The organism is Marinococcus sp. LNSP9103-4 (genome assembly GCF_056034345.1).
In genome coordinates this window covers 154,750-180,354 of sequence record NZ_JBQLIA010000001.1, presented here as the reverse complement: position 1 = coordinate 180,354, position 25,605 = coordinate 154,750, and the positions used below count along the sequence as shown (strand labels likewise).

Here is a 25,605-nt window from a genome sequence, read left to right as displayed (position 1 = left end):
GAAGAAGGGGTAGGTAATCAAAATTCAGGGTATTGGTTGTATAGAAAGAAGGGGGCAGAAATCATGGAACTTCGAGACCATGTAAAGAAATATTTGGAGCAGAACAATTCTTTCGAGGTGGAAACGGTGGAGGAAGTAGTCGATGAACGCAGACGAAGAAACGAAATGACCTTAGCTCCGTCGGAACGGCCTGCTGTAGCTGAAGTCTTGGATAAAGATATTGATTTAGAAGGACGGACCCTGACCGTGCGCAGATATAAACCAGCATCTGAAGAGCCGCTTCCTGTAGTGATTTTTTTTCATGGCGGTGGATTTGCCGTAGGGAGCCTTGAAACTCATGACACCTTCTGCCGGGTGCTTGCCAACGAACTGGAGGCGTATGTTGTAGCGGTGGACTACAGGCTTGCGCCGAAGCACCCGTTTCCGTCAGGAGTATACGACTGCCTGGACGCTGTTCGCTGGGTGCTTTCCGAGTACCGGGAATGGCCGAATACAGAGGACCGGTTTTACCTGTGCGGTGACAGCGCTGGAGGAAATATTGTCTATGCAGCCTCTACGCTGCTCCGAAGAGAGCAGACATACCTTGAAGGACAGATGCTTCTGTATCCTGTCGCTGATTTTTACAACCGGGAGGAGGATCCGGCGTACGTATCGTATCATCGTTTTAGTGAGGGATACGGCCTGACGGCCAAAAATATAGGCGACTTTTGGTCGCATTACTTAGCGGCCTGGGATGAACGCAGAGATCCGCTCGCTGTACCGATGCGGGATGAAGCAAAACGCGAAAACCCCCCTACTCTTATTATAACGGCAGAATATGATGTGCTTCGGGATGAAGGCGAGGAACTGGCACGTCAGCTGAAAGAGGCAAATGCAGAGGTGCATCACCACAGGGTGGATGGTACTATTCACGGATTTATCAATCAGTTTCCACTCGAGGAAGACGGGCAGGAAGCGATGCATTACATGAGGGCGTTTGTACACAAGCATATTGGCAAATGATGAAACCCCCATCCAGCTTCTGCCGGATGGGGGTTTCAGGCAAGCGGCAGTTTAGTCTGAGAAGTCCGGGATCAGCCGCTGCTCCTGAAATTCACGAAGCAGCTGCCGGAGCATGTCATCACTGTTCACGACTTCAGTAAAACCAAACTGTTTTACTTTATTAGTATCAGACATCACATCATACTCTACATTGAAAATGAAATCACCGAATGGCCAGGCGGCCAGTTTCTCAAATGGAATATTCTGCAGACTGTATTTTTCCTGCATTTCCTCCCATAGATCCTGCTGCAGCGGCATGAAATCAGAAAGTGTAATTGTTTGCACGGGCCCGGTGTTCATTTGGAACTCCTCGGCGATGACCGGCCACATGTGCTCCCACCGAAAGAAGTCACCATTGGTAATATTGAACGTCTCAAATGCACACGGTTCATGCAGCGCAGCCCATACGGAACAGCGGGCGAGCAGGCCGGCGTCAGTCACCTGGGCAAGTGATCGGTAGGTAACATCCTTTCCCGGAAAACGAAGGGGGAGGCCGAGTTCTTTAGAAATAGAGGCATAAACAGCAATAACCATGCTTAAATTCATGGGAGTGCCTACCGAATAGCCACATACCACGTCGGGACGCAAAATTGTCCACGACCAGCTTTTTCCTTTCTGGTGGTTTCGCAGGTAATCCTCCTGATTGTAATAAAAGTTCGGCGGCATATGACGCGGGTCGCTTTCCCGTGCCGGGGTTTTAAAAGCGCTGATGTGCGCACCGTACACTTTGGCTCCCTGCATCAATACGACACGCTGGAGCTGGTCGGATGTCGCTTCCACGGCCTGGACGACGCTTTGGAGCATATTGGTATTAACTGTGATATGTTCTTTGGAGAGTGGATCATAATCCTGGTAGGCCGCGTAAAAAATATGAGTGACGGCAGGCACATCCTGAAGTGCCTGCATTATTTCTTCTTCCTTTAAGAGATCAGCCTCCACGTAATAATCGGCCCCGTGGATGTCTTCAGGCTGGTGCCGGGAAATACCTACAGCGGTCCAGTCTTCGAGCGATGAAATATGTTTTAAAATACTGCTGCCTATGATGCCGGTCGCTCCTACGATCAGGGCGGTTTTAGTCATTACAGAGGGCTCCTTTCAGGATATAGGGTAATACAGCTGTATACCACAAATTGGCAGAAACTTAACCTGTCCAATCAGAAAAATCGTCCGGCCAACGAGCCGGACGATGGTAATTACGTATTCTGCTGTTCAGCGGCACGAAGCTCCTCTAGACTCAGGCCGAAGGTCATTTCAAGGTGGGGGTAGTCTTTAAAACCAGGCCAGTCCCCGCCCCAGCTGAAGCCGAGCTCCTTAGCGATCTCCACAGCTTCCGTCCAGTCTGTCTCTCCGTTACCGTTGTCATCGCGTTCCATATCCCAGGCAAGCTTTCCGTCCGGTGTACGCAAAGCAAAATCAACGGCAAGGCCGTAATTATGATATGATTCTCCGTCCCGGGCCTGCGTTACAATTTCTCCCTGTGAAGTCCGGCCCTGGGCATATAAAGCATCCTGCTCTTCCACCGAACGGTATTCGTCCGTTACGACAACTTCGATCCCCTGCTGTTCTGCACGCTGGATCCATTCATTTTTTCGCTCCTCCACAACAGGGTGAAGGCTGTTCTGTTCGACGACTTCGCTTGCTTCCACCTCGGGAAGAGGGTTTTGCCTGCTGTTCCATCCGAGTACAACCAGAATAAGGAGTAAACCGGTAATCAGTAGCAAGACATGTCTTTTCACTCAGCTGATTTCCTTTCTTTTTCAACCTGCGTACAGGAAGTATAAACGAGTATTTGTGTCCTGGAACTGTCTGCCTTTAGCTGGGGGCGTCTTCGAGCGCCTGGGCAGCAAGCACAAATCCGCCGGTGATGCCCGCACTGTCCTGGAGCCCCGGAGTAACAATATATTGATCGATATTATGAGTAATCATTGGGTCCTGAACGTATCCCTGCAGAAGCTGCTGCGTCTGTTCCTGTACTTTTGTGAGCAGGGAAGGCTGTTTGCTCACGCCGCCGCCGATAATAATCCGCTCGGGGGTGAGAATCAGAATGTAATTCATCATTGCCTGAGCAAGATAATAAGCTTCAAGGTCCCATACTTCCGGGCGGGAGGTCAGTGCGCTGCCCTTTTCTCCCCAGCGCTGTTCCACGGCGGGCCCTGAAGCAAGTCCCTCAAGGCAGTCACTGTGGTAAGGGCACGTGCCGGTGAAATGGTCCTCAGGATGCCGGCGGACCATAATGTGCCCGGCTTCCGGATGGTTCAGGCCTTCAAGAATATTGTTGTTAATAACCGCACCAACACCGATGCCGGTGCCGACTGTCATATACAGACAGCTCGTCTTTCCAGCGCCGGCACCGTGCTTCCATTCACCGAGCGCCGCCGCATTAACATCGGTGGTGAAGCCTGCCGGCAGAGCAAGGTGTTTTTGTACGTCTCCGAGAATGTTAAAGTTTTGCCATGCTGTTTTTGGCGTTGTGGTGATATAGCCGTATGTATCATTTTTTGTATTAATATCAATCGGACCAAAAGAACCAATACCAACAGCTTCGATAGAAAAAACACGGAAAAAATCGTACACCTGCTGCATAGTTTCATCAGGTGTCGTAGTCGGGATGGAAATGCGTTCTTTTATGTCACGGCCGTTTTCACTGACCGCACAGACAAATTTTGTTCCTCCTGCTTCAATGGCGCCGAGCATACAAACAACCTCCTGGTCTTTTGCTGAAATAGTAAACAGATCATTCAAAAATAAATGAAAATTTCATAGGTGATAAAATTCTGCACACTTTTTAATCGTACCTTTTTTTTCTGGTTTTGCAAATATGAAATATACTTTCCGGGCGGGAAAGGAGTAAGCTTGAATGAACAGTAATAGAGAAATAATAGCAAACGTTCAGGGGAAAAGCGGAGAATTGCAGCTGCAGCGCCGCGGTCGGCATTATGAAGTCATAAGTAACGGCACATTTTTGATGGCGACACACAACGGAGAGTCGGAGCGGCGGATGGTGCAAGGAGCGCTGAATCATGCTTGTTCAGCAGAGTCGGTGCTGATTGGAGGCCTTGGTGTCGGTTTTTCACTCCACGAAGCGGTGCAGCATGCAGAAACGGTTCATGTAACCGTTGTGGAACTGGAGAAAAACATTATTGAGTGGAACCGCCTGTATTTTCTGGAATGGAACGGAGGGGCTCTTGAAAACAGTAAAGCACAAATCGTAGAAGAAGACCTTCAGGTGTTTCTGGAAAAAAGCACAAACAACCGTTGGGACGCTGTTTGCATGGATACAGATAACGGCCCTGACTGGCTTGTCCGGGAAGACAACCATCACATGTACGAGGCGGGAGGACTTCAAACGGTTTACGTCGCGCTCCGGCGCGGAGGAGTTGCTGCTTTTTGGAGTGCTTCTTATTCCAGGACTTTTGAAAACAGTCTGAAAGCGGTTTTTGATAATGTATGGATAGAGGAGGTGGATGTCGGACGCGGCGGGCCGGATGTTATTTTTTACGCCCGGAAAGCAGAATATATGCATCCATCACATAATTTTTGAGATTTTTTTAGCCCTCTACAGTGATACAAAAGATACAGAGAAGGGTACGATATGAAAGTACTGTGTAAACAGTGGGAGATGAAGGGGCCAGGGAGGAAATGGAATGAAAAAGATATCAATTGTAATTCCTTCGTTTAATGAAGAGGACAACATTGTATCTGTATATGAATCACTGCAGAACCATTTAGGGCATCTGCCCTATGAAATAGAGGCACTTTATGTAGATGATGGAAGCTCGGACCGGACACTGACAAAGATGAGAGAGCTTGCCGGGATGCATGAAAATGTAAGCTACGTTTCTTTTACCCGTAATTTTGGAAAAGAAGCAGCATTGATTGCCGGACTGCATCATGCGGACGGGGACGCTGTAGTAATCATTGACGCTGACCTGCAGCATCCGTCCGAAGTGATTCTCGAACTGATTGAAGGATACGAAGAAGGCTATGATCAGGTGATTGCAAAACGGAACCGGGAAGGAGATTCCAAGTTCCGTTCCGGTATGGCATCGATGTATTATAAATTTATTAACAGAATGGTGGATGTGAAGCTTGAAGACGGCGTCGGTGATTTCCGCCTCTTAAGCCGGCGGGCGTTGGACGCCCTGCTATCCCTGAGTGAAGCCAACCGTTTTTCGAAGGGGCTTTTTTCATGGATCGGCTTTCCGTCCAAAACGGTTTACTACGAAAATGTCCAGCGCCAGGAGGGCGAAACCAAATGGTCGTTTTCGAGCCTGCTGAATTACGGCGTTGACGGCATGATTTCCTTTAATAACCGCCCGCTGCGTGTCTGTTTGTATACCGGCCTAATCGTGATGCTGCTTGCGCTGGTTTATATCGGTATTACGTTTGTGCAGATTCTGAGGATGGGAATAGAAGTGCCGGGTTATTTTACGACAATATCCGCTATACTGTTTTTAGGGGGCGTACAGCTAATGAGCCTTGGCGTGCTCGGGGAGTATATCGGACGCATTTACTATGAAACAAAAAGGCGCCCGCACTATTTAGTGCAGGAATCTAATACGAAAAGGCGAGATGCATGAAACAGTTGAATAATGAGTTTACCAGATTTGTTTTAGTGGGCGGCATGAATACCTTAAACTACTATGCCGCCTACTTACTGCTTCACGTGGTGCTTTCGGTACCATATATGATCGCCCATATTACCGGGTTTTTTATCAGCTTTGTCATTTCTTTCTTTTTAAATACATACTTTACTTACAAAGTCAGGCCAACATGGAAGAAGTTCTTCCAATTTCCGCTGACCCAGATAGTAAACGTAGGGGCTTCATCCGTTTTTGCATATATATTTGTGGAATGGCTGAGTATTAACAGTACTATCGCCCCGTTGGGAGCGGTGATTTTTACTATACCAATCACTTTCATTGTCACAGGGAAAATACTAAAAAGATAGCGTGGGGAGAGAATGTTGAAGCACAAGCATATATGGGGGGTTATAGCAGCGGTGATTCTGGCAGTCATCGCGGCGCATGCGTTTTTCTTATACCAATGGACCAACGATACGTACATGGCCGGGCCGAATGACGGCCTGAACCAGATGGGCCCGTTTAAGCAGCTGCTGTATGATCATTACACGAGCGGTGAATTTTTTTATTCCTTTCAGCTTGGACTTGGCGGCAGTATGTTTACCCAGCTGGGTTACTATTATTCAACGAACCTGTTCTTTTATTTTCAGATGGCCGTGGTGTATATGCTGGAGCTGGTCGGGCTGATTCGTGAGCCGGACGCCGCTTTTTGGACGGAGGCCGTCATTTTTATCAGCATGGCCCGGATGACACTCGTTTCCTTTTTAGCATACGCCTGCTTCCGTTATATGAAGCTCGACCGTGTACCTGCCCTGACAGGAGCCCTGTTGTATGCCACGTGTGTAATGTATTTCCGTCACACGGCATTTTGGGAATTTTTTGCGGATGCTTTTATCTGGCTCCCGCTGCTCGTATTTGGCGTGGAAAAAATTATTCGGGAGAAAAAACCGCTGCTGTTTATTTTTGCCCTCGCAGCTACCGTCTTTTCGAACTTCTACTTCTCCTATATCGTACTCATTTTTATCGGTATTTATATATTGGCCAGGTGGCTGATCAGACTTACACCTGGAGAAACAAAAATAGGTAAACAGATACTTTATTTCGGGGGCAGCTCTCTGCTTGGATTCGGCATCGGCCTGACCGGCTTTTTCGCCGGCATTTACGGCTACTTTAACAATTACCGGCCGGACTTTGAACAGGAGATCGTATTGTTTGATAATACAAGCAATATTCTGCTCGACAGCCGTTTTCTCATTGTGCCGACTATCTTTTTAGTGTTTGCAGTCTGGAAACAGCTGTATAAGGATCCGCGGTTTGTGCTGTTTACGGTTCTTTCGCTTGTATTTATCGTATTTCATTACAGTCCGCTGATAGGGAGCGCATTTAACGGTTTTTCCGCGCCGCGGAACCGGTTTGAGTATATTGCTGCGTTTTTACTTGCCGGGGCAGTGGCAGCAGGTATTCAGCATATCCGCAAGCTCGACTGGCGGGAGCTCGTTCCTTCGCTTATTTTTGCGACAGGCATGTACGTGTTGTTTTATTTATTGGATGCCGATTTTTCCATCGATCACTGGAGCGGATGGCTGACGCCTGGTATGATCATCATTTCCCTGGTGGCATTTATCGTAACAACAGTTACGGATGTACGCGGCAAAAGAATCATTACTGCCGTTTTTGCCATTATTACGAGCGTGGTGGTCGCGAACCAGTACCAGTACGAAAAACTTTTTGAACGCGGAAGCATGAGCGGCACGACGCAGGAATTTCTCATGAGTGAGGAGTACATGGACACAGATCAAATCGAACTGCTGGATGAAGCCTCGCAGGAGGACCCGGACGCTTTGTCCCGAACTACATGGATCAAGGACCCACAGCGCACGAATACGCCGCTTTATCTGGATTTTTACGGGGCGGGGGCATACTCAAGTATTTTAAATGAAGAAATACTTATGTTTTATTACAATGACCTTCAGATCGATCTTGGCCGGGAGAGCATCAGCCGTTATTCGGACTTCGGGCGAAGGGCCAACATTTACAGCCTGCTGCGCGGGGAATACGCGATGCTTGAAAAGGACGGGGACGAAAATGTACCGTACGGGTTTACTCCGTTTGTAGAAAATGATGACTATATTATTTACCAGAATGAAAATGTGCTGCCGTTTGTGCGGACCACAGGGCAGGTATACGCCTATGAAGACGCGAAAGAAGCGGCACCGCTTGAAAAAGAGCATGCCATGCTGAACGGCGTGATCCTCGAGGAACCGGACGAAGCGGCCGAATTTCCGAGGGAAGAGTCTGTCATTGCCAGGGAAAATGTTGAAGCTGTAAATGGCACCTACGAGAACGAAATGCTTACGGTTACCGGGGAAGAGGGCGGACTCAATATTACAGTGCCGGAGGATGAAAACGTGGAGGATTACTACGTGGATTTTCTCCTCCGCCAGGAGCCCGGCGTTGGTTTTTTCCGGATGAACGTCAACGGATTTGAAACCTCCCGCAAGGCAAGAGATTCGCTGTACCGCACCGATGAAAATGATTTAACGATCCGCGTGGAAAATCCTGAGGCCAACGTCATAGAGATCCGGATGCCTGAAGGAGAATATCATCTTGAAGACCTCGCCGTTTATGGAGAAACGTATGAACAATTAAATGAGGCCAAGGCCCAGGCAGAGGAGAACGCCCGGGATGTAGACGTGAACGGTAATGAAGTGGACGCAGTTATTGAAAACGATACAGGAGAAGCGTACGCTGTGATGCCAATCCCTTATGAAAAAGGTTGGAGAGCTAAAGTAAACGGAGAAGGCGTGCCAATTGAAAAAGCAAACGGGGCGTTTACTGCTGTTCCGCTTGAAGAAGGGGAAAACAACCTTTCTCTCACGTACTACCCGCCTTATTTCTGGTGGATGACCGCGGTATCGGTGGCCTCGCTTATATTAGCAGCATTATGGGGCATTAAAAAAAGAAGAAAATAATATTTCCCGGGAAATAAAAAAAGGCCGCGCGAACGGCCTTTTTTTATTATGAAAATTCTACTGCCGGCCCCGTTAAAATGCCGCTGAACAGATTAATCAGCAGAAGCACCGTTAAAATAAAAAAGATAAGAAAGCTTATCCGGCTCTGGGCTTTAAAATGAGCCGCCAGGCCAACGCCCCATAGAGCGGTAATAACAAGGCCGGCATAAACGTATAAAGAAATACCGCCGCTCACTACGATGGCTGTAACAATCAGAAGAATATCAGTGGTGATAACAAGTAATGCAGAAATGGCTAAAAGCATGCTGCTGAACATTTTCATTCTGGCGTCTTCCATATATAAGCTCCTTTACGAAGAATAAACCTCCTTCAATGTATCATAAACCCTGTTGGAGAGGAAAATAAGAAGTAGGAAAAAATAGTACAGCTGAAGCCACTTATGTTTAAAGCAGCGGCAAACCGTAGTATATTGGGTGGAATAAAACGAAAAGGAAGAGAGAGGGGAAGAGATGAAAGAGCCGCAGCTGATACGGATGAAATGGAGAGACGCCCTGTTTGCACATTGGGAAAAAGACCCCGGTGAAGTGGCCCGAACTCTGCCGGATCGTATGGAAGTAGATACGTTTCGGGGGAAGGCGTATGTAGGGGTGGTTTCGTTTTCAATGTATGATATCCGCCCGTTTTTTCTGCCAGGCCGGACTGGCCTGAACTTCCCGGAATTAAACCTGCGTACGTATGTACGTGTAGACGGGGTGCCGGGCATTTACTTTTATAATTTAGATGCTGCTTCTCCGCTCGGTGTTTGGATAGCACGACGGAATTTTGCTATACCGTACTACCAGGCACGCTTTTCAATCCGCCGTCATCAAAGCTGGACGTACTGGAATCACCACCGGAGATCGGGAAACGTTCGCTTTCGTGCCAGGTACCGGGCGACAGGAGAACAGCTGCCGGCTGCAGCTGGCTCGCTCGAAAATTGGCTTGCTGAGAGGTACCGTTTTTACACGGCCAAAAACGGGCAGATATGGTACGGGGACGTCGTACACGAGCCTTGGGAGCTGTATCGCGGGGAGTATATGGAAGAAGAAAACGGACTGCTTACAGCCGGTGGGTTCGGGAAGTCAGACGGCCGTCCCGCTCATGTGATGGTCAGCCCCGGTGTGAGCGTGGGAGCCGCAAGACTGCGAAAAAAATAAGCCTCTGCTTCCGAATACGGAGCAGAGGCTTAAATACGTTCATGATTTTACGGCTGATCGACCGGGCGAACGACAATTTCATTGACGTCCACGTGAGCCGGCTGGGTAAGTGCATAGTATACTGCTTCTGCAATATCTTCTGAATTCAGCTGCTGCACGTTCAGTACTGAATCGAACTGTTCCATTACTTCTTTATCCGTAATAGTTTCAGTCAGCTCTGTATTAACCACGCCTGGAGAGATGGCAGTCGTACGAATGTTAGTTTGGGCTACTTCCTGTTCTAAGCCCATCATGATAGCCTTCACGGCAAACTTCGTACCACTGTAGACGGAACTGCCAGGGAAGATTTGGTGGGCAGCTACAGAGGATGTGGAAATAATGTGGCCGTCATTATTTTCAATCATGTGTGGAAGGATAGCATTGATGCCGTAAAGGACACCTTTAATGTTTACATCCACCATCTGGTCCCACTCATCCACTTTTTGGTTTTTCAATAAAGAAAGCGGCATTAGGCCGGCGTTGTTAAAGAGGCCGTATACTTTGCCAAAGTGATTTACTGCTTCGCGTCCGAGCTCTTCCATCTGTTCACGGGAAGTAACATCAGTCTCTTTGACGATGATTTCGCCAGGCTGATCGGAAAGCTCTTCTTTAATTTCGTTTAAGCGTTCGAGACGGCGGGCGGCAAGTGCTACGTTAGCGCCGTTTTCGACGAGCTTTTTAGCAGTTGCTCTGCCGATGCCGCTGCTTGCTCCTGTAATAATAAACGTTTTACCTTGAAGTTCTGTCATGACGTTGTATCGCTCCTTTTTTCTATAAGCTGTTTCTGCCATAACGTTAGTTACTTTAAAATGATAAGTGGCATCGGAATATATGATACCCGTTGTGTGTGGATTCAATCATCCAATTTTTTCTAAGAAGGCGAAAATATATTGTGAGAAGTCCATGCCAGGGAAATCCCGGGGGCTCTGCCGGACAATTTTTTTTCTGTTCGAGTATTAAAAAACTCCCGGCTATCTGCCGGAAGCTTACGACTTCACATGTGGGGGTCTTTTCTTCGGAGTGAAAATAATCTGTACCAAAAGACAGAGGGAAGCGGCCATGATGACTCCAATTTCTATGTAATACCAGAACAATTCACCGCTGTTCAGCTGGAACATAGTGACTACACCGATCATCAGCAGGCCAATGCCGATACGGTTCATCCACCTCCAGCGCACAGCAAAAGCAGCGAACCATTGAATGAATGGAAGGTTAAATACAAGCCACAGGACAACCGGGGCCCCGATGCCGATCAGCCAGTACCCCTGCCCGGTAAGCAATTCAGCAGAAAAGCGAGCGATGCTGATAATAGGTATATTCATGGCGGCACCTAAAATAATTCCGAGCAAAAATGTTAGAAAACGCCGCACGTCAATTCACCTCGAATGAGTTTCCCGGCCAAAAATATGCCAGGATATTACAAATAATATAACCGCTTATGATACGATGATACATAATCAAAGTAAAGAAAGGAAGGGTATTTCGATGGCTTCTATTGAAAATTTTCACGACCTGGATATCAGAGTAGGAAAGATTGTACAGATAAAAGAATTTCCAGAGGCGAAAAAGCCGGCGTATAAGGCGTGGGTGGATTTTGGAGAAGAAGTGGGAGTGAAGCAGTCCAGTGCTCAAATTACAGATTTATATGAAATAAATGACCTGGAAGGGAAAAAAGTGATTGGTATTGTGAATCTTCCTCCAATGAAAATTGCTTCATTCACTTCAGAATGCTTAATTTTGGGCGTTTATACGGACGAAGGGGTGACTCTTCTGCAAACAGATCACGAAACGAAGACCGGAGAAAAAATCGGCTGAGAGGGTGAAGGTATGAAATACGTTATTACGGGAGCCACGGGACAGCTCGGGGAAAAAGTAACGGAAGAACTGCTTGAACTTGTCCCAAAGGAACAGGTGACTCTGGGAGTGCGGAGTCCCGAAAAAGCAGGGGTGTTCAGAGAGCAGAATATTAACATAGAAAAAATGGATTACTATTCGTTTGACGAACAGGCGGCGGCTTTTCACAATGCGGATGTTGTGCTTTACATCCCGAGCATTACGCACCCATCCGAACAGCGGATCAAAGAATTTCAGACTTCTGTTGAAGCGGCGGAACAGGCTGGAGTAAAGCAGTTTATGTTTATCGGATTCACGGCAGACCATTGGAACAACCCCTTCCATATGAGCCCATTTTTCGGCTATGCTGTGCGGCGTATTGCGATGAGCCGAATGGCCGGAACGATTATTCGCAACGGAGTGTATGCCGACCCGCTGATTTCTTACACGGAGGAACTGGTTCGGACCAAAAGGCTGCCTTATCCTGCAGGAAGAGGAGCTATTTCCTTTATTTCAAGAAGGGATCTGGCTAAGGCTATAGCTGCTGTAGCTGCAGCACCTGAAAGACACGAAGGTGTTTATACGCTGACCGGGATACAGGCGTATACGATGGAGGAATTGTGTGAGCTGCTTTCCAACATTACAGGAGAACGTATTCGTTATGAACCGATGGGGGTGCAGGAATTTGCCCAGACATACGATGACGGCTCCGGCTTTGGGAGTGTGAACGCTTCTCTGTATGAAGCGGCCTCGATGGGATTAATGGGAGAGGTTACTTCGGATGTGGAGAGACTCACTGGAAAGCCGCCGGAAATGCTGCGGTCATACCTCGAGCGTCACTTATTATAGAAAAAAGGACACGCTGCCTGCGTGTCCTTTGATCGTTGTACTACTCTTTGAGAAAACGGAGCAGCTCCTGGTTGAACTTTTCTTTTTCATCTACAAACAGGCCATGGCCGCTGTTTTCGAAAGGAACAACCTTCAGGTCTTTGATTCCTTTCTGAAGCTCGCTGGAAAATTCATACGGGCAGATCTGGTCGTTTTTTCCGTGAAAGCTTTCGGCAGGGACCGTGATGGAAGAAAGATCCTCAAAGGAATCTTCATCCCGCAGCGCTTCTGCTGAATGGATCGTCGAATAGCTGCCGGCTTCCATCCCCAGACCGTGGAACCAGGTTTTAAATACATCAGAAACATCGTCACTGCCAAAGAACATGCCTCCGAAATCCTCGAGCATTTTCGGACGGTCGGTGTTCAGGTTATCAATGATGCCATCCACGTCTTTTTTCTCCATGCCGTACGGAAAGTTTTCCCGCTGCGTGAAGCTTGGAGCCGCCGGCGCAAGCAGAAGCAGTTTAGAAACTCCCTGCTGCTGATGCCGGGCCATGTAGCGAAGGGCGAGCGGGCCTCCCATGGAAAAACCGGCCAGGACAAAGCTGTCGAGCCCCATGGCGTCAATGACTCCCTTAACATCATCAGCCATCTGATTGTAATCATACCCGTTCCACGGCTTGTCGGACTGGCCGTACCCCCGGAGGTCGATGCCGATAAACCGGTATCCGTGCTTCGGCAGCTCATTGATCTGGTATTCGTACATTTTGTGATTGACCGGCCAGCCGTGTATAAAAACAACCGGCGTTCCTTCACCGATATCCTCCACATAGATATGCACATCTTCTTCTACAGCTACATAATGTCCCATTCTAAGCAAATCCTCCTTCACTGGCTAAATATATAAGATAAAATAAAATACCCTTTTTGTCTTCGTGGTAAACTCTGTGCGCTTTATTTGACAATGATAATCTTTTTCAATTAACCTGTTGCTAATGAGATAAAAGACACCGGTAAAAAAGAAGTAATGGGAAAAATGCAGCAGAAAGGGGGCAGGTCATGAGAGGAACAATCACTCATCATCAGATTATGGACCGCGATGTATATGTATACCTGCCTCCGGATTACCACCGGAACAAGCAGAAGCGTTATCCTGTTATTTATGTTCAGGACGGGGCATATTTATTCCGGGAATCGGGCAGTGTGTGGGAGGCTCTGATGGAAGCGGGATATATGCAGCCGGTAGTAATGATCGGTGTGGAACCGAAAAGCCGTATTCATGAATACACACCGTGGCCTTCAAAGGCGCTCTCTCTGCACCATCCGGATTTTAAGGGTCTCGGTACAGAATACGCATACATACTGACTAATGGCATCCGTCCGTATATTAACGAAAAATACCGGGTGAGAACAGAGGCTTCACATACCGGGTTGATTGGAGCTTCACTTGGAGGGCTTGTGTCAATTTATATTGCCGATCTGTATCCCCACGTGTTCCACAAGGTTGGCCTGATTTCTGCTTCGCTCTGGTATGAAGGGATGGGGTCTTTTATTAAAGATAGACTCTCTCTTACCCTGCGCCATTACGTATATCTGTATGTGGGAGAGTGGGAAGGGAGCGGGCAGCCGCTTATTGAACCCTACATGGTGCCGAGAACGCAGATGATGTATGAACTTCTCCGAAAGCAGCTCGAAAATCAGGTGGCGCTCCATATAAAACCGAAGGCTATGCATGACAGAAAGTATTTCATTTCCCAGTTTCCTGCAGCCTGTACATGGTTGTTTCCGCCCCTGTATTAGCAGTATAGTAAGAGAAAAGGCACACATGGAGGAACTGGGAATGGAAGCAGAGTTTTTCTTTCGGTCCATACTAATGCCAGCGGTTGTTATTTTCTGTCTGATCTTTTATCTGACGCTTTTTTGGGTGCATCGACGAGGAAGGTTCAGCAGAAGTGAAAATAAAAATGCACGCCAGGCAAAAATTGTTCGTAACGGATTTATACTGACAGGTTTTCTTGCTTTTACATGGTTTCTCTCGCTCTATATTTAATCACCTGCGCTGTGGCGGGTGATTTTTATGTTATGGAGGCGGGAGGGAGGGAATCAGGAGGAGTAAAAAAGGAGTGAAAAACGTTGGGAAAAAATATTGACCTCGTATTTGGCGGCTATGAGCTGCGTGTGACGAAAGTATATCAGCTGATTTATCATATCAATGACCTGCTGCTTGCCCTCGTTTTTTTAGTCGGCAGCTTTTTATTTTTCTCAGAGACGACCACATTTTACGGTACCTGGCTGTTTGTGATCGGGAGCCTTCAGATGTTTATTCGTCCGGTCATAGCTCTAGCTCACCAGGTTCATGTAACCAGAGTGAGAAAACAGAGAAAAGAGTATGCCGGAAAGCAGGGTGCACGGGCTGTCCGTGTTCGGAAGGGGAGTCGTTCCTATAAGCTGTAGCCGAACCCGGCGCCTGAAACTGACTTATGTTAAAATATGGCTGTAGAAACGGAGAACGGAGGGGAAAGATGAAAAAGACGGCTGCAGCAGCGGGCGCTATAGTCCTCCTTGGAGGGCTCAGTGCCTGCAATAACCGCGAGAGTGCGGAGGACAAAATGCAGGAATTTACGGACGCATGGAACAACCAAAATTTCGAAGAAATGTACGGGTATTTAAGCTCAGAGGCTCGCGAGCAGATTGACGAAGAAACGTTTATTAACCGGCACGAAACAATTTACGAGGATACAAATGCTGAAGAACTGAATATTCAGAACGGCGAGGCCGGTGAAGACGCTGAGGGGGAAGAAGAAACAACGCTCCCTTTCTCCGTAAGCATGACGACGAGTGCAGGCGATGTTGCCTTTGAAAAGGAAGCTTCCTGGGTGCTTGAAGAGACAGAGGACGACGGAGAGGAATGGCAGCTGGACTGGTCTCCTTCGTACATATTTGAAGAACTGGGATGGGAAGAAACGGTAAATGTAGAACGGACGGAGCCGGAACGCGGAGAAATTCTGGCGGAAGGCGGTGATCCGCTTGCAACGAATGTGGAAACGACCAGAGTAAGTATGGTGCCTGGCAGTATGGGAGAAGAGCAGGATGATACCATTTCCACTATTGCAGAAGAACTGGATATGCCGGAAGAGGATATTACCGGGGCGCTCGAGCAGGACTGGGTTTCAGACGAGAGCTCGGTGCCGGTAAAGACCCTCTCTCCTGATGATGAAGAAGCAGCGTCAGCAGTGGAGGATCTTCCAGGGGTCCAGCTTTCTGAAGTCGGAAACCAGCGGTATTATCCGGAACAGGAGGCCGCTGCTCATTTAACAGGCTATACTGGAAATATCTCAGGAGAAGAGCTTGAAGAACGGGGCGGCACGTATACACAGTCGTCCGAAATTGGCAAGGCCGGGCTTGAATATGTGTATGAAGACCGGCTGCGCGGTGAGCCGGGCATGCTGATCTCTACTTCGGAGGACGACGTGATTGCAGAGGAAGAAGCGGTCGCCGGGGAAGATGTGGAGACGACCATCGATACGTCGCTGCAGGAGCGTGCCTACGAGCAGATAGAGGAGGATGTGGGAGCTACGGCAGCACTAAATCCGCAGAACGGCGATACGCTGGCACTGGTCAGTGCCCCTTCCTACAACCCAAACAATTACATTTACGGCTGGCCGGAAGATGAGCTGAATGATTTCAATGACAGCGAGAACCGTCCGCGTGCTGCTAAATTCAACAGCACGTACGCTCCTGGTTCAACGGTGAAGCCTATTACCGCTTCGGTTGGTCTGAGTAATGAAGCTATTACCCCGGATGAAGAAATGACAATCGAAGGCCTTGAGTGGCAGCCTGACAGCTCCTGGGGCGGCTATTCAGTGACCCGGGTGGACGATGCATTGAGTGAGGTGAACCTGCGCGAGGCGTTAATTACGTCGGATAATATTTATTTTGCGCGCACAGCGTTGAATACTGGAGCAGAAGATTTCACCACTGGTTTGGAAGGATTCGGTTTTAATCAGGAGATTCCATATGATTTTCCAATAGGGGAGTCGACGATTGCTTCGGACGGTCTCGATTCTGAAGTGCTGCTTGCTGACACCGGCTACGGCCAGGGGCAGATGCAGATGTCTCCGGTTCATCTGGCTTCGGCATTTACAGCCTTTACGAACGAGGGGGACATGCTTGCCCCGCAGCTGCTCGCTTCTTCTGAGCGGGAAGTCTGGGAGGAAAACGTTGTACCTGAAAGCGGCATTTCAACGATTCAGGAAGGGCTTGAAGGCGTCGTGGAGGATGATCGTGGCTCTGCGTATGAGCCTGTGAATGAAAATATTTCGATTTCAGGCAAAACCGGTACGGCGGAGCTGAAGCAGGCCGGTGAAGAGGAAGGAACGGAAAACGGCTGGTTTGTGGCGTACGATAATGAAGAGGAGGACTTATTAATTACTTCGATGATTCAAAACGTTGAGGACCGTGGCGGCAGCGAATATGTGGTAGAGCAGACCAAGCCGCTGTTTGAAGAATAATCGGTTCACCGAATTGTCATGGATATGCAAAGAAAAAATTTAGTTGTTTTCTCATATATCAGGCGAATTACGGGTATTGCATAAAAAGGATTTCTTTGTACGTCAGACGAGGGGAGTGAAAGAATGACAGGACTGTTTATTGATCCGTTTTTATGGATCACCATTGGTTTGATTTTGATTGTAATAACATTTTTGTTTTTCTGGTTCCGGCGCAGCCATGACCCGATAGGACGAAAAATTCTGGCTGCGGTATTTATGATCTACCTGGCAACGATTGTTCGTTTTACATTGATTCCGGCACCTTATGAAGGAACGCTCGGCCCCGGCCTTCAGCTGGGGGAATATTATCAGTTTCTACCATTCTATACGATTGTAGAGTCGTTTCAGGAAGGCACATGGTTAGGGGTAATAGGAGGGCAGATTTTGCTGTACCTGCTGCTGCCAATCTTTTTTGGCATACTGATCAGTGATGACATTCACTTTATCTGGGCTTTTGCCATTGGTACGCTTTTATCCTTTTCCATACAGCTGATGGAGTTTGGCATTAACTTAATTATCGGTTACCCGACGAGAGTGGCTGATATTGATTCGATCATCTTGAATACGATCGGTGCGATGATAGGCTACGTCATATTTAAGTATTACCGGCGTATGCGAAGAAAGCAGAACAAACCGATACTCCCACCTGCCATTGCTCCGAGGGATCGCTCGGCGACGGCTAAAAAACTGTAAATGAAAAGCCGCCGTTCTTCTTTTGGGAGACGGCGGCTTCTTCTTTATATCAGCGTTCATTTCTGCTGCATGCAAGTGCCCATTGAACCAACGGCAGCTGTAAAGGAAGGCGCAGCCAGTATAAAAGCGGATAGGCTCTGCCGTTTGGACGCAAAGGAATCTTGTTGACAGCCATATACACATTAGCCGGAAAAATAAGTATAAAAAAGATGGCTGCTGGTCTGCCGGCGTATTTACTCCATTTCCGCACTGTAAAAGCTGTACCTAAAACTAGTTCTGCTGCTCCGGATCCATACACTACGGCCCTTCTCCAGGGGGCTTTTGGCGGCAGAATACGTTCGAATTTTTCCGGTGAAGTAAAATGCAGAATGCCGGCAGGAAGAAGAATTGCTGCAAGAAGCCATCGTTCCATGATAAGTATCCTTTCTGTATTAAAATAAAATGAGATAAATGCAACCTGCACAAAGAAGAGCGAGGACGAGAAAAACGAGGCGGCGGACAATGTTCTGCCAGAGAGGGGATAGGGAGTTTGTCCATTCGTATACCCGTTTTTCGAATGCATGGAAGACGAACATGATGCCGGAGGTGTCTTCTTCTACCTGCTGCCTGGTAAAGGTTAAGGTACGGATGTCTTCTTTCAAACCGATCATCAGAGCAACGAAAAGCAGCAGCAGAAAAGGAAAAACTAAAATAAACTGAAAGACAATAAACATAGCGACCACGCCCCCTGATTTTTTGTTTTCCCTGTTCATAAAAATATCAATCCTGAGTGTAGGATTATGGTATACTGGTGCAGAAATGATGGCGATGGAGTTCGCCGAAACCGCTCTGAAAAGAGCTGATGACTCCTGTCTGTCCACGGGATACGTGTGCAGACAGGATTTTTTGCGTTAAATAAGGAGGAAAAGAGATGAGACTGTACGTATGGATGGCAGTTGGCGGGGCAGTGGGCAGTTTGCTGCGTTACCTTGTAGACCGATTGTTTGCAGCGGCTCCGGGTGTATTTCCGTGGGGAACAATGGCGGCAAACATTGCCGGGTGTTTTTTACTTGGATGGTTTACCTCAAAAATTATACAGCGAAAAGCATGGCCGTCTATGTGGGAGGCTGTAGTAGGCACGGGAGTTATTGGTGCCTTTACCACCTTTTCAACATTCAGTGTGGAAACCATTCAGTTAATCGAAAACGAGGCGTTGCTTGCAGCAGGGATTTACGTTTTGGTCAGTGCTGCAGGCGGACTTGTAACTGCAGGTATTGGTTACCGCGCAGGAAGGAGGAGAAGCTGATGACATGGCTGCTTGTCGCTCTTGGAGGAGCCATCGGTGCTGCTGCCCGTGCCGCTCTGGTGTCGTGGTCCAAAGAGAACGGATGGCACCGGGTACTGCCATTTGGCACGATGTTTGTGAATGTATCGGGGTCGTTTGTTCTCGGCCTGATCGTGGCCCGTGAAGCCGGGATTACAGAAACAGCGGGCATTGGCATCGGTTTTTTAGGTGCCTTTACGACGTTTTCCACCTTTAATATGGAAATCATCCAAAAAATAGAAGCGGGAGAAGGAAGAAATGCTTTATTATACGGAGTTGGAAGCTATGCGCTGGGGATTTTGGCGGCAGCTGCCGGATATTTATTAGGGTGAAAAAAGCCGTTTCCCGGGCAGGAAACGGCTTATTATTCATCCCGGGGAATTTTCCCCTTCTGTTTGAACTTGAAAACGAATCAGCCGGGTAATGAAAAGCCCAGCGAGTGCAAGCAGTGCCCCGAAATAAAAAACACTCGAAAGGGAGAGCTGTTCGGCGACAGAGCCTGCGACAACCGGGCCGAGCAGAATTCCGGCAGCGTAAAACGACTGGTAAAATCCCATTGCGCTTGCTTTCAGCGGCCCGGGGCTCACCTGGACGACCATTCCCAAAAGCAGGGGCAGCACAATTCCAAGGGCGAGTCCAAGCACTGCCTGGTTCATGCTAAGCTCCCATAAAGACGCGGTCGACGGCATCCACACAAGCGCTGCTGCCCCTGTGAGAAAGGAGCCGTAAAGGAGCGGCTTGTGCATACGGACCGACACGGTGTAAAAAGATAAAAACAGAGAAGCTAAAAGGTGTGGAACAAAAAAGGCGATAAAAATAATAACCAGTGTCCGCTCGGTAGCGCCTATCGAAGAAGCATACAGCGGGGTGAAGCCGAAAATGGTCATGAAAATAATAGAATGACCGATAAAGCTCGCGCACGTAATCCAGCGCAGGTCATGCAGACGAAGAGTACGGCTGATTAAAGAACGAATTTTCAACGGCCCGGTTTTGCTTTGTACCGGAATTTCTTTTGTGAACAGCGTAAATCCAATGCCGATAAGAGAAAAAACTGCAGCAATCCAGAACAGCGCTGTAAACCCGAATAAATCAGCCAGGTACCCGCTGAACATCATGCTGATAAACTGGGTGAAAACCGTTAAAAGCTGCAGGATGCCCATCGCTCTCGAAGACTGGTCAGGAGAAAAGTAACGGGAATACATAATTGTCGCCATTACCCACATCGAGGCGGTTACCCCGGCAAGCAGCCGGGCGGTAAAAACTGCTGCAAAAGAATCAGATAAGACGAGCAGCACGCCGCTGACGAATCCGCTGACAAATCCAACAATCAGCAGTTTTTTCAACAGCCCCTTTAGAGCATCAGAAAGAATGCCGAGTGGATAGCGTAACAGCACCTGTGTTGCCCCGTAGGCACCGAGAATAATACCGATAGCCGTGTAGGTGAAATTGCTGTTTTCCAAATACAGGCTAAATACCGGTACGTATACATAGGTCGCGAACCAGAAACAAAAAACCGCAGTTAAAAACAGCGCGTGATCACGCTTTGTAATGGTCATAGCTATCATCCTTATGTAAAAAATCAATCATTTTCGTAAAAAACAGCTGCTTCCATCATAAACCAATTCCATCTGAAAGATAAGCGCTTACCTTTAATTTCAATAAACAAGGACAAAGGGAACAGGCTTTTTTTGTCGAACCTTTTAATGCCAGGGGCTGCCTTCGAAAAAGATTATTTGGGAATTTGTGGTATAAAATGGATGTTATATTGTTTATCATAGAAGAGAAGTTTTCATACCCGGAGGAGGTCGTATATGCTTGAAGTAAATCATTTATCGAAGCGGTTTTTAGAAAAGCAGGCTGTTGATGAGCTTTCTTTTTCCATTCAGCCTGGAGAAAGTCTCGATTTGATTGGTCAGAACGGAGCTGGAAAAACGACTACGTTCCGTATGCTGCTCGGTCTGATGGAGCGTACAGACGGAACAATGGAATGGGATGGCAAAAAAGTCCATCATCTGCCGCTTGAGCAGGTCGGCTACCTGCCGGAAGAGCGGGGGTTGTTTGCGGAAGAACAGGTGGAGCAGCAGCTGCAGTTTCTGGCTGGCCTGAAAAACATGAATAAGAAGGAAGCAAAGACTTCGATGGCATACTGGCTCGAAGTGTTTGAGCTTGAAAAGGAAAAGAAACAGAAATTAAATACGCTCTCGAAGGGCAATCAGCAAAAATTTCAACTGATCGCTGCACTCGTCCACCGTCCAGATTTTCTTATCCTTGATGAACCGTTCAGCGGGCTCGATCCGGTGAATACAGATATCTTAAAGGAAGCCATTCAGAACCTGCGCCGGGACGGAGTAACTATCATTTTTTCGAGTCATCGCATGGAGCACGTGGAAGAGATCTGCGACAAGCTCGTTATGCTTAAAAAAGGCAGAGATGTTTTGAGCGGACGCCTCGGGGAAATCAAGGAACGCATGGATCATAACCGGATTGTCGCTGAAGCTTCCTGCCCGCCGGAAGAGGTCAGGATGTGGGAAGGGGTCCGGGAGGTGCGTGCCGCCGGGGAAAAAATGCACATCTATACGGACACAAAAGCAAGATCCCAGGATATTCTACAGCAGCTTTTTACATATGGAGACGTACGCATCTTCCGGATGGAGCCCCCGTCGCTCGAAGAGATTTTCAAAGAGAAAATAGGTGAAAGCGATGCGTAATACGTGGAGAATCTTTGCTCATACATTCCGCGTACGGGCAGGCGCCAAATCATTTATTGTATCAACGGCGGTTATGCTCTTTGTTGTGCTTATTGCCCTGAGTCTGCCCAGAATTATCGACTTTTTTGGAGACGGGGAAGCTGATATCAGCAGCCTGGCTGTCGTCAATGACAGTGACTCTCTTCAGGTGCCGGGGGAAGCGGCTGGTATAGAGCTTCTGCCTTATGAACAGGAAGCGCAGGCAGAAAATGCATGGGAAAACGGGGGAACAGACGGCTACCTGATCTTTGAAAACAGCGGAAACGGGTATAATGGAAATTTGTATACCGATGAAGAGACGGGGGACACTGCTCGCGCCCTTTCCGCCGGAATTCAGCAGGCACATGTCTCTCAATACGCAGAAGAACTCGGTATCACAGGGGAAGAGGTCCAAAATATTACCGCACCTGTGCAGATTGCAGAAAGCACAGAGGGGAGCGGGGGGTCTTCCTCCGAAGAAGGGTTTAATCTTCTGTCCTACGCGGTTGTTTTTATCATTTATATTTATTCGCTGATGTGCGGAATTATGATCGCGATGCAGATTGCCAAGGATAAAGAGCAGCGCGTGATGGAAATTCTTATTTCGAGTGCGTCGCCGGTTCAGCATTTGTTCGGCCGGGCATTCGGAGTATCAGCCATCTGGCTTTTCCAAATGGCCCTCGTGGCGGTAACAGCCGTAATTTATGTGAACGCGGCCGGGCTCGATGATATCACTTCGCTTATCAGCTCGGCTGGCGGAGCCGCTGTTTCCACATGGATATATGCCGTCGTGTTCCTGCTTCTTGGCATCGTCCTTTACGGAACGCTGTACGCAATGGTCGGATCGATGGCAGCCAAAACGGAAGAAGTCCAGAACTTCAGTCAGCCGCTGACATTCCTGCTCGTAGGGGCATTTGTTCTGTCAAACTTCGGACTCGCTGCTCCGGGGAATATTTTCGTGACTGCGAGTTCCTTCATTCCTTTTTTCACTCCGTTTACAATGTTTGTGAGAACGAATGCATTAGACGTTCCGTGGTGGCAGATGGGCCTGAGCATCGGCCTCACTCTTGCTCTGGTGGCAGCGGCGGCCTGGTTCAGCGTTCGTCTTTACCGTGGAAGTGTCCTCGTTTACAGCGGCGATTCATTTAGCAGAAGGGTCAGGCAGGCACGGGAACTTGCCCGGAGAAAGTGATACACTAAAGGTGCAGCATCTATTCATCTTATGCATACTGGAAAAGGAGACGATCGTACTATGGGATTGTTTGATGCACTGATGGGAAACGCCTCTGAAGCGGATTCAAAAAAGATAGAGGAAGAACTTCGGGAATGGTTAACGGCAGGCGAACAGGTAGAAAGTGCTTTTAAACTGTATCGGGATTTAATGGTATTTACAAACAAACGTCTGATTATGATCGACAAGCAGGGAGTCACCGGGAAAAAGGTGGAATACCACACGGTTCCTTACCGGGGCATCACCCACTACAGCGTAGAAACTGCCGGCACGTTTGATTTGGACAGTGAATTAAAAATATGGGTGGGTAGCACTGCAGAGCCCGTAGCCAAGACCTTCCGAAACGATGATAATATTTTCGATGTCCAGCGTGCACTGAGTAAGTACGTGCTGTAATAGAGGTTTCCGGGTGCCATTTGGGCATCCGGATTATTTTTAAAACAGAAAAGTACATATGGTATGATGAACAAAAGTGAATCCACACAAATCAAACATTATCAAATTTTCAAAAAGATGGAGGCCCATCATGCAGAAGAAGGATCAGTCGGCAGTTATTTCGTTATATGAAAGTAAGCATAAAGAAAAAGACACGGTAGCTACGCACGCGCATGAAACCCATCAGCTGTTGTATGTTCTTGACGGAGACGGGGCCTGCGAACTGGATGAACATGTGTATGATATTACAGCAGACTCTTTTCTTATTGTACCTCCAAAAACGAAGCATTCCATCCGTGCGGATTCACATATGACGGTGCTTGTGCTTGAATTTGATGCTGGGAAGATCAGCCAGGACGTACGTACACAGCTGATTCCAAACGTTTTTGGTACGGCGCGTGTGCAGTCCTTCAGCGCTATTGACAGCAGTGAGCTCCGGCAGATTATGCGGAAAATGCTTTATGAGCAGTCACATGGCGATCAGCTTTGGCAGATGGCGCTTAAAATCCATATTGCTGAGCTTCTTTGCACACTCGCCCGCTCCAATCAGGAGGCAGGGCCGGGAGATACAAATAAACTGCGGGTTGAACGCCTCCGGCAGTATATTGATACGCGCTATTACGATATTGAAAGCGCAGAAGACATTGCGAGTCGGATGGGAATGAGTAAGCGGTATATGCAGACAATCTTTAAAGAATACTACGAACGAACACCGATGCAGTATTTGACCGAGGTCCGCCTCGGACTCGTCAAACAGCTGCTGGTGGAAAGCGATAAAGACATAGTATCAATCTGCTTTGAAGTAGGGTTCGAATCGTTATCCACGTTCTATCGTTTATTCAAAAAACATGTTGGCGTCCCGCCGAACATGTACCGGACGACTCAGAGAAACAGGGAAGGGACTCAGGGCTGAAGGCTAAATCATTTCCGAATCTGAGAATAAACGTCTGTAACTAATAAGACAGCGCATACATTTATCTCTAGACTGGTTAGTAATCAGTCTAGAGAGGAGCAGGATCAAGATGGCAGAACATACTATTGGGATTATTATGAACGGGGTAACCGGAAGAATGGGGACGAGGCAGCACCTTATCCGCTCGATTGCAGCTATCCGTGCACAGGGAGGCGTCGAGATTGATAAGGGTGAATACATCATGCCGGACCCTATTTTAGTAGGCAGAAACGAAGAAAAATTGAAAGCGCTTGCGGAAGAGCATGGTATTGCACGATGGACGACCAGCCTGGATGAAGCACTTGCAGACGAACATAATGTTATTTACTTTGATTCGCAGACGACATCCAGACGTGCTGAAGGCATTAAACGGGCGATTGAGGCCGGCAAACACATTTACTGTGAAAAACCGACAGCCACTTCGATGGAAGATGCACTTGAATTGGCTCGTCTGGCTAAAGAAGCAGGAGTTAAAAACGGGGTCGTGCAGGACAAGCTCTTTCTACCGGGGGTATTGAAGCTGAAAAGGCTGATCGATTCCGGATTTTTCGGGGAAATACTCTCGGTCCGCATGGAGTTCGGCTACTGGGTGTTTGAAGGCGGCTGGCAGGAGTCCCAGCGCCCGTCCTGGAACTATAAAAAAGAAGAAGACGGCGGTATCGTAGTAGACATGTTCCCGCACTGGCGCTACGTGCTTGATGAATTATTCGGCTCGGTACAATCGGTTTCTGCTTCGGTTAAAACGCATATTCCGGAGCGTGTGGATGAGGAAGGTAATACGTATAAGGCAACAGCAGATGACGCTGCCTATGCAACGATGGAGCTTGAAGGCGGCATCACAGCTCAAATCAATTCCTCGTGGGCAGTGCGGGTCGACCGTGATGACCTGCTGACAATTCAGGTGGATGGGACCGAAGGCAGCGCTGTATCCGGTCTTAGAAACTGTAAGACCCAGCACCGGGTGAACACACCAAAGCCTGTATGGAATCCTGACCTTGAAAACACGATCGATTTTCAGAATCAGTGGGAAGAAGTACCGGACAACCAGCTGTTTGAAAATGCGTTTAAAATCCAGTGGGAAATGTTTTTAAAGCACGTTCATCAGGACGAAGCTTTCCCGTGGGATCTTCTTGAAGGAGCGAAAGGGATGCAGCTGGCCGATCTTGGCCTGCAGTCATCTCAAGAGCGACGCTGGCTGGATGTACCGGAGCTGAATATATAAG

General features: G+C 48.1%; 30 protein-coding genes and 1 riboswitch. Of the genes, 20 read left to right on the top strand and 10 right to left on the bottom strand.

Annotated features, from left to right (window positions below; translation table 11 throughout):
* The first annotated feature begins 63 nt into the window (after positions 1-63).
* Entirely contained in the window at positions 64-1,002 is a 939-nt protein-coding gene (locus tag ACTRXG_RS00915) for an alpha/beta hydrolase (protein ID WP_474283636.1), read from the top strand.
* A 51-nt stretch (positions 1,003-1,053) separates the two neighbouring features.
* On the opposite strand, the gene ACTRXG_RS00910 is transcribed toward ACTRXG_RS00915, so the two are convergent.
* The 3 genes from ACTRXG_RS00910 to ACTRXG_RS00900 all read right to left on the bottom strand — a co-directional run bounded on the left by ACTRXG_RS00910 (position 1,054) and on the right by ACTRXG_RS00900 (position 3,735).
* Positions 1,054-2,121 (bottom strand): SDR family oxidoreductase, encoded by a 1,068-nt coding sequence (locus ACTRXG_RS00910; protein WP_474283634.1) that lies wholly within the window; start codon positions 2,119-2,121, stop codon positions 1,054-1,056.
* 113 nt (positions 2,122-2,234) lie between these two features.
* The gene (locus ACTRXG_RS00905; protein ID WP_474283632.1) at positions 2,235-2,777 is read right to left on the bottom strand and encodes a M15 family metallopeptidase; all 543 of its coding nucleotides are present in this window, start codon (positions 2,775-2,777) and stop codon (positions 2,235-2,237) included.
* Positions 2,778-2,853: 76 nt separating this feature from the next.
* Positions 2,854-3,735 (bottom strand): ROK family protein, encoded by an 882-nt coding sequence (locus tag ACTRXG_RS00900; protein WP_474283630.1) that lies wholly within the window; start codon positions 3,733-3,735, stop codon positions 2,854-2,856.
* Positions 3,736-3,898: 163 nt separating this feature from the next.
* On the opposite strand from ACTRXG_RS00900, the gene ACTRXG_RS00895 reads away from it, so the two are divergent.
* The 4 genes from ACTRXG_RS00895 to ACTRXG_RS00880 all read left to right on the top strand — a co-directional run bounded on the left by ACTRXG_RS00895 (position 3,899) and on the right by ACTRXG_RS00880 (position 8,596).
* A complete protein-coding gene (locus ACTRXG_RS00895; protein WP_474283628.1) occupies positions 3,899-4,582 on the top strand; it encodes a spermidine synthase in 684 nt (227 codons plus the stop codon).
* Positions 4,583-4,685: 103 nt separating this feature from the next.
* On the top strand, positions 4,686-5,621 hold the full coding sequence (locus ACTRXG_RS00890) for a glycosyltransferase family 2 protein (RefSeq protein ID WP_474283626.1): 936 nt from the start codon (positions 4,686-4,688) through the stop codon (positions 5,619-5,621).
* The gene (locus ACTRXG_RS00885) at positions 5,618-5,992 is read left to right on the top strand and encodes a GtrA family protein (RefSeq protein WP_474261013.1); all 375 of its coding nucleotides are present in this window, start codon (positions 5,618-5,620) and stop codon (positions 5,990-5,992) included. Before ACTRXG_RS00890 ends, ACTRXG_RS00885 begins: the two co-directional genes overlap by 4 nt.
* Before the next feature lie 51 nt (positions 5,993-6,043).
* Positions 6,044-8,596, top strand: a complete 2,553-nt coding sequence (locus ACTRXG_RS00880) for a YfhO family protein (RefSeq protein ID WP_474283624.1) — start codon at positions 6,044-6,046, stop codon at positions 8,594-8,596.
* A gap of 46 nt (positions 8,597-8,642) precedes the next feature.
* Here the strand turns inward: ACTRXG_RS00880 and ACTRXG_RS00875 are convergent, their stop codons facing one another.
* The gene (locus ACTRXG_RS00875) at positions 8,643-8,933 is read right to left on the bottom strand and encodes a hypothetical protein (protein ID WP_474261015.1); all 291 of its coding nucleotides are present in this window, start codon (positions 8,931-8,933) and stop codon (positions 8,643-8,645) included.
* 172 nt (positions 8,934-9,105) lie between these two features.
* Here ACTRXG_RS00875 and ACTRXG_RS00870 point away from each other — a divergent pair, with 172 nt between their 5' ends.
* A complete protein-coding gene (locus tag ACTRXG_RS00870) occupies positions 9,106-9,792 on the top strand; it encodes a YqjF family protein (protein ID WP_474283622.1) in 687 nt (228 codons plus the stop codon).
* A 47-nt stretch (positions 9,793-9,839) separates the two neighbouring features.
* On the opposite strand, the gene ACTRXG_RS00865 is transcribed toward ACTRXG_RS00870, so the two are convergent.
* Together ACTRXG_RS00865 and ACTRXG_RS00860 are read right to left on the bottom strand one after the other, a co-directional pair.
* Positions 9,840-10,580 carry an SDR family oxidoreductase gene (locus tag ACTRXG_RS00865; RefSeq protein WP_022793291.1) on the bottom strand — a complete coding sequence of 247 codons (741 nt, stop codon included), beginning with the start codon at positions 10,578-10,580 and terminating at the stop codon, positions 9,840-9,842.
* Between the two features lie 237 nt (positions 10,581-10,817).
* Positions 10,818-11,201, bottom strand: coding sequence for a hypothetical protein (locus tag ACTRXG_RS00860; RefSeq protein ID WP_474283620.1), 384 nt, complete (start codon positions 11,199-11,201; stop codon positions 10,818-10,820).
* Between the two features lie 115 nt (positions 11,202-11,316).
* Between ACTRXG_RS00860 and ACTRXG_RS00855 the strand changes: the two genes are divergently transcribed.
* Positions 11,317-11,646, top strand: a complete 330-nt coding sequence (locus ACTRXG_RS00855) for a tRNA-binding protein (RefSeq protein ID WP_474261017.1) — start codon at positions 11,317-11,319, stop codon at positions 11,644-11,646.
* 12 nt (positions 11,647-11,658) lie between these two features.
* The gene (locus ACTRXG_RS00850) at positions 11,659-12,513 is read left to right on the top strand and encodes an NmrA family NAD(P)-binding protein (RefSeq protein ID WP_474283618.1); all 855 of its coding nucleotides are present in this window, start codon (positions 11,659-11,661) and stop codon (positions 12,511-12,513) included.
* 40 nt (positions 12,514-12,553) lie between these two features.
* On the opposite strand, the gene ACTRXG_RS00845 is transcribed toward ACTRXG_RS00850, so the two are convergent.
* Entirely contained in the window at positions 12,554-13,363 is an 810-nt protein-coding gene (locus ACTRXG_RS00845; protein ID WP_474283616.1) for an alpha/beta fold hydrolase, read from the bottom strand.
* A gap of 188 nt (positions 13,364-13,551) precedes the next feature.
* On the opposite strand from ACTRXG_RS00845, the gene ACTRXG_RS00840 reads away from it, so the two are divergent.
* The 5 genes from ACTRXG_RS00840 (at position 13,552) to ACTRXG_RS00820 (ending at position 17,735) form a co-directional block, all read left to right on the top strand.
* Entirely contained in the window at positions 13,552-14,292 is a 741-nt protein-coding gene (locus tag ACTRXG_RS00840) for an alpha/beta hydrolase (RefSeq protein WP_474283614.1), read from the top strand.
* A 40-nt stretch (positions 14,293-14,332) separates the two neighbouring features.
* The gene (locus ACTRXG_RS00835) at positions 14,333-14,542 is read left to right on the top strand and encodes a hypothetical protein (RefSeq protein WP_474283612.1); all 210 of its coding nucleotides are present in this window, start codon (positions 14,333-14,335) and stop codon (positions 14,540-14,542) included.
* 83 nt (positions 14,543-14,625) lie between these two features.
* The gene (locus ACTRXG_RS00830; protein WP_474261021.1) at positions 14,626-14,946 is read left to right on the top strand and encodes a YrhK family protein; all 321 of its coding nucleotides are present in this window, start codon (positions 14,626-14,628) and stop codon (positions 14,944-14,946) included.
* A gap of 68 nt (positions 14,947-15,014) precedes the next feature.
* On the top strand, positions 15,015-17,003 hold the full coding sequence (locus ACTRXG_RS00825; protein ID WP_474283610.1) for a penicillin-binding transpeptidase domain-containing protein: 1,989 nt from the start codon (positions 15,015-15,017) through the stop codon (positions 17,001-17,003).
* Positions 17,004-17,126: 123 nt separating this feature from the next.
* A complete protein-coding gene (locus ACTRXG_RS00820; protein ID WP_474283608.1) occupies positions 17,127-17,735 on the top strand; it encodes a VanZ family protein in 609 nt (202 codons plus the stop codon).
* A gap of 49 nt (positions 17,736-17,784) precedes the next feature.
* On the opposite strand, the gene ACTRXG_RS00815 is transcribed toward ACTRXG_RS00820, so the two are convergent.
* Together ACTRXG_RS00815 and ACTRXG_RS00810 are read right to left on the bottom strand one after the other, a co-directional pair.
* Positions 17,785-18,147, bottom strand: coding sequence for a DoxX family protein (locus ACTRXG_RS00815; RefSeq protein WP_474283606.1), 363 nt, complete (start codon positions 18,145-18,147; stop codon positions 17,785-17,787).
* A 19-nt stretch (positions 18,148-18,166) separates the two neighbouring features.
* Positions 18,167-18,487 carry a hypothetical protein gene (locus tag ACTRXG_RS00810; protein ID WP_474283604.1) on the bottom strand — a complete coding sequence of 107 codons (321 nt, stop codon included), beginning with the start codon at positions 18,485-18,487 and terminating at the stop codon, positions 18,167-18,169.
* 42 nt (positions 18,488-18,529) lie between these two features.
* Positions 18,530-18,593: riboswitch (Fluoride riboswitch) on the top strand.
* A 52-nt stretch (positions 18,594-18,645) separates the two neighbouring features.
* Here ACTRXG_RS00810 and crcB point away from each other — a divergent pair.
* Positions 18,646-19,020 (top strand): fluoride efflux transporter CrcB, encoded by a 375-nt coding sequence (crcB, locus tag ACTRXG_RS00805; RefSeq protein ID WP_474283602.1) that lies wholly within the window; start codon positions 18,646-18,648, stop codon positions 19,018-19,020.
* The gene (locus tag ACTRXG_RS00800) at positions 19,020-19,370 is read left to right on the top strand and encodes a fluoride efflux transporter FluC (protein WP_474283600.1); all 351 of its coding nucleotides are present in this window, start codon (positions 19,020-19,022) and stop codon (positions 19,368-19,370) included. The genes crcB and ACTRXG_RS00800 overlap by 1 nt, the downstream gene beginning before the upstream one ends.
* A 36-nt stretch (positions 19,371-19,406) precedes the next feature.
* On the opposite strand, the gene ACTRXG_RS00795 is transcribed toward ACTRXG_RS00800, so the two are convergent.
* Positions 19,407-20,594, bottom strand: coding sequence for an MFS transporter (locus ACTRXG_RS00795; RefSeq protein WP_474283598.1), 1,188 nt, complete (start codon positions 20,592-20,594; stop codon positions 19,407-19,409).
* A gap of 255 nt (positions 20,595-20,849) precedes the next feature.
* Between ACTRXG_RS00795 and ACTRXG_RS00790 the strand changes: the two genes are divergently transcribed.
* The 5 genes from ACTRXG_RS00790 (at position 20,850) to ACTRXG_RS00770 (ending at position 25,604) form a co-directional block, all read left to right on the top strand.
* Positions 20,850-21,746: an ABC transporter ATP-binding protein gene (locus tag ACTRXG_RS00790; protein ID WP_474283596.1), complete on the top strand. Its 897-nt coding sequence runs from the start codon at positions 20,850-20,852 to the stop codon at positions 21,744-21,746.
* Positions 21,739-22,956 carry an ABC transporter permease gene (locus ACTRXG_RS00785; protein ID WP_474283769.1) on the top strand — a complete coding sequence of 406 codons (1,218 nt, stop codon included), beginning with the start codon at positions 21,739-21,741 and terminating at the stop codon, positions 22,954-22,956. Before ACTRXG_RS00790 ends, ACTRXG_RS00785 begins: the two co-directional genes overlap by 8 nt.
* Positions 22,957-23,016: 60 nt before the next feature.
* Complete coding sequence (locus ACTRXG_RS00780; RefSeq protein ID WP_474283593.1) at positions 23,017-23,391, top strand: PH domain-containing protein; 375 nt, start codon at positions 23,017-23,019, stop codon at positions 23,389-23,391.
* A 130-nt stretch (positions 23,392-23,521) separates the two neighbouring features.
* Positions 23,522-24,343 (top strand): AraC family transcriptional regulator, encoded by an 822-nt coding sequence (locus ACTRXG_RS00775; protein WP_474283591.1) that lies wholly within the window; start codon positions 23,522-23,524, stop codon positions 24,341-24,343.
* Positions 24,344-24,452: 109 nt separating this feature from the next.
* The gene (locus ACTRXG_RS00770) at positions 24,453-25,604 is read left to right on the top strand and encodes a Gfo/Idh/MocA family protein (protein WP_474283589.1); all 1,152 of its coding nucleotides are present in this window, start codon (positions 24,453-24,455) and stop codon (positions 25,602-25,604) included.
* Position 25,605 lies beyond the last annotated feature (1 nt).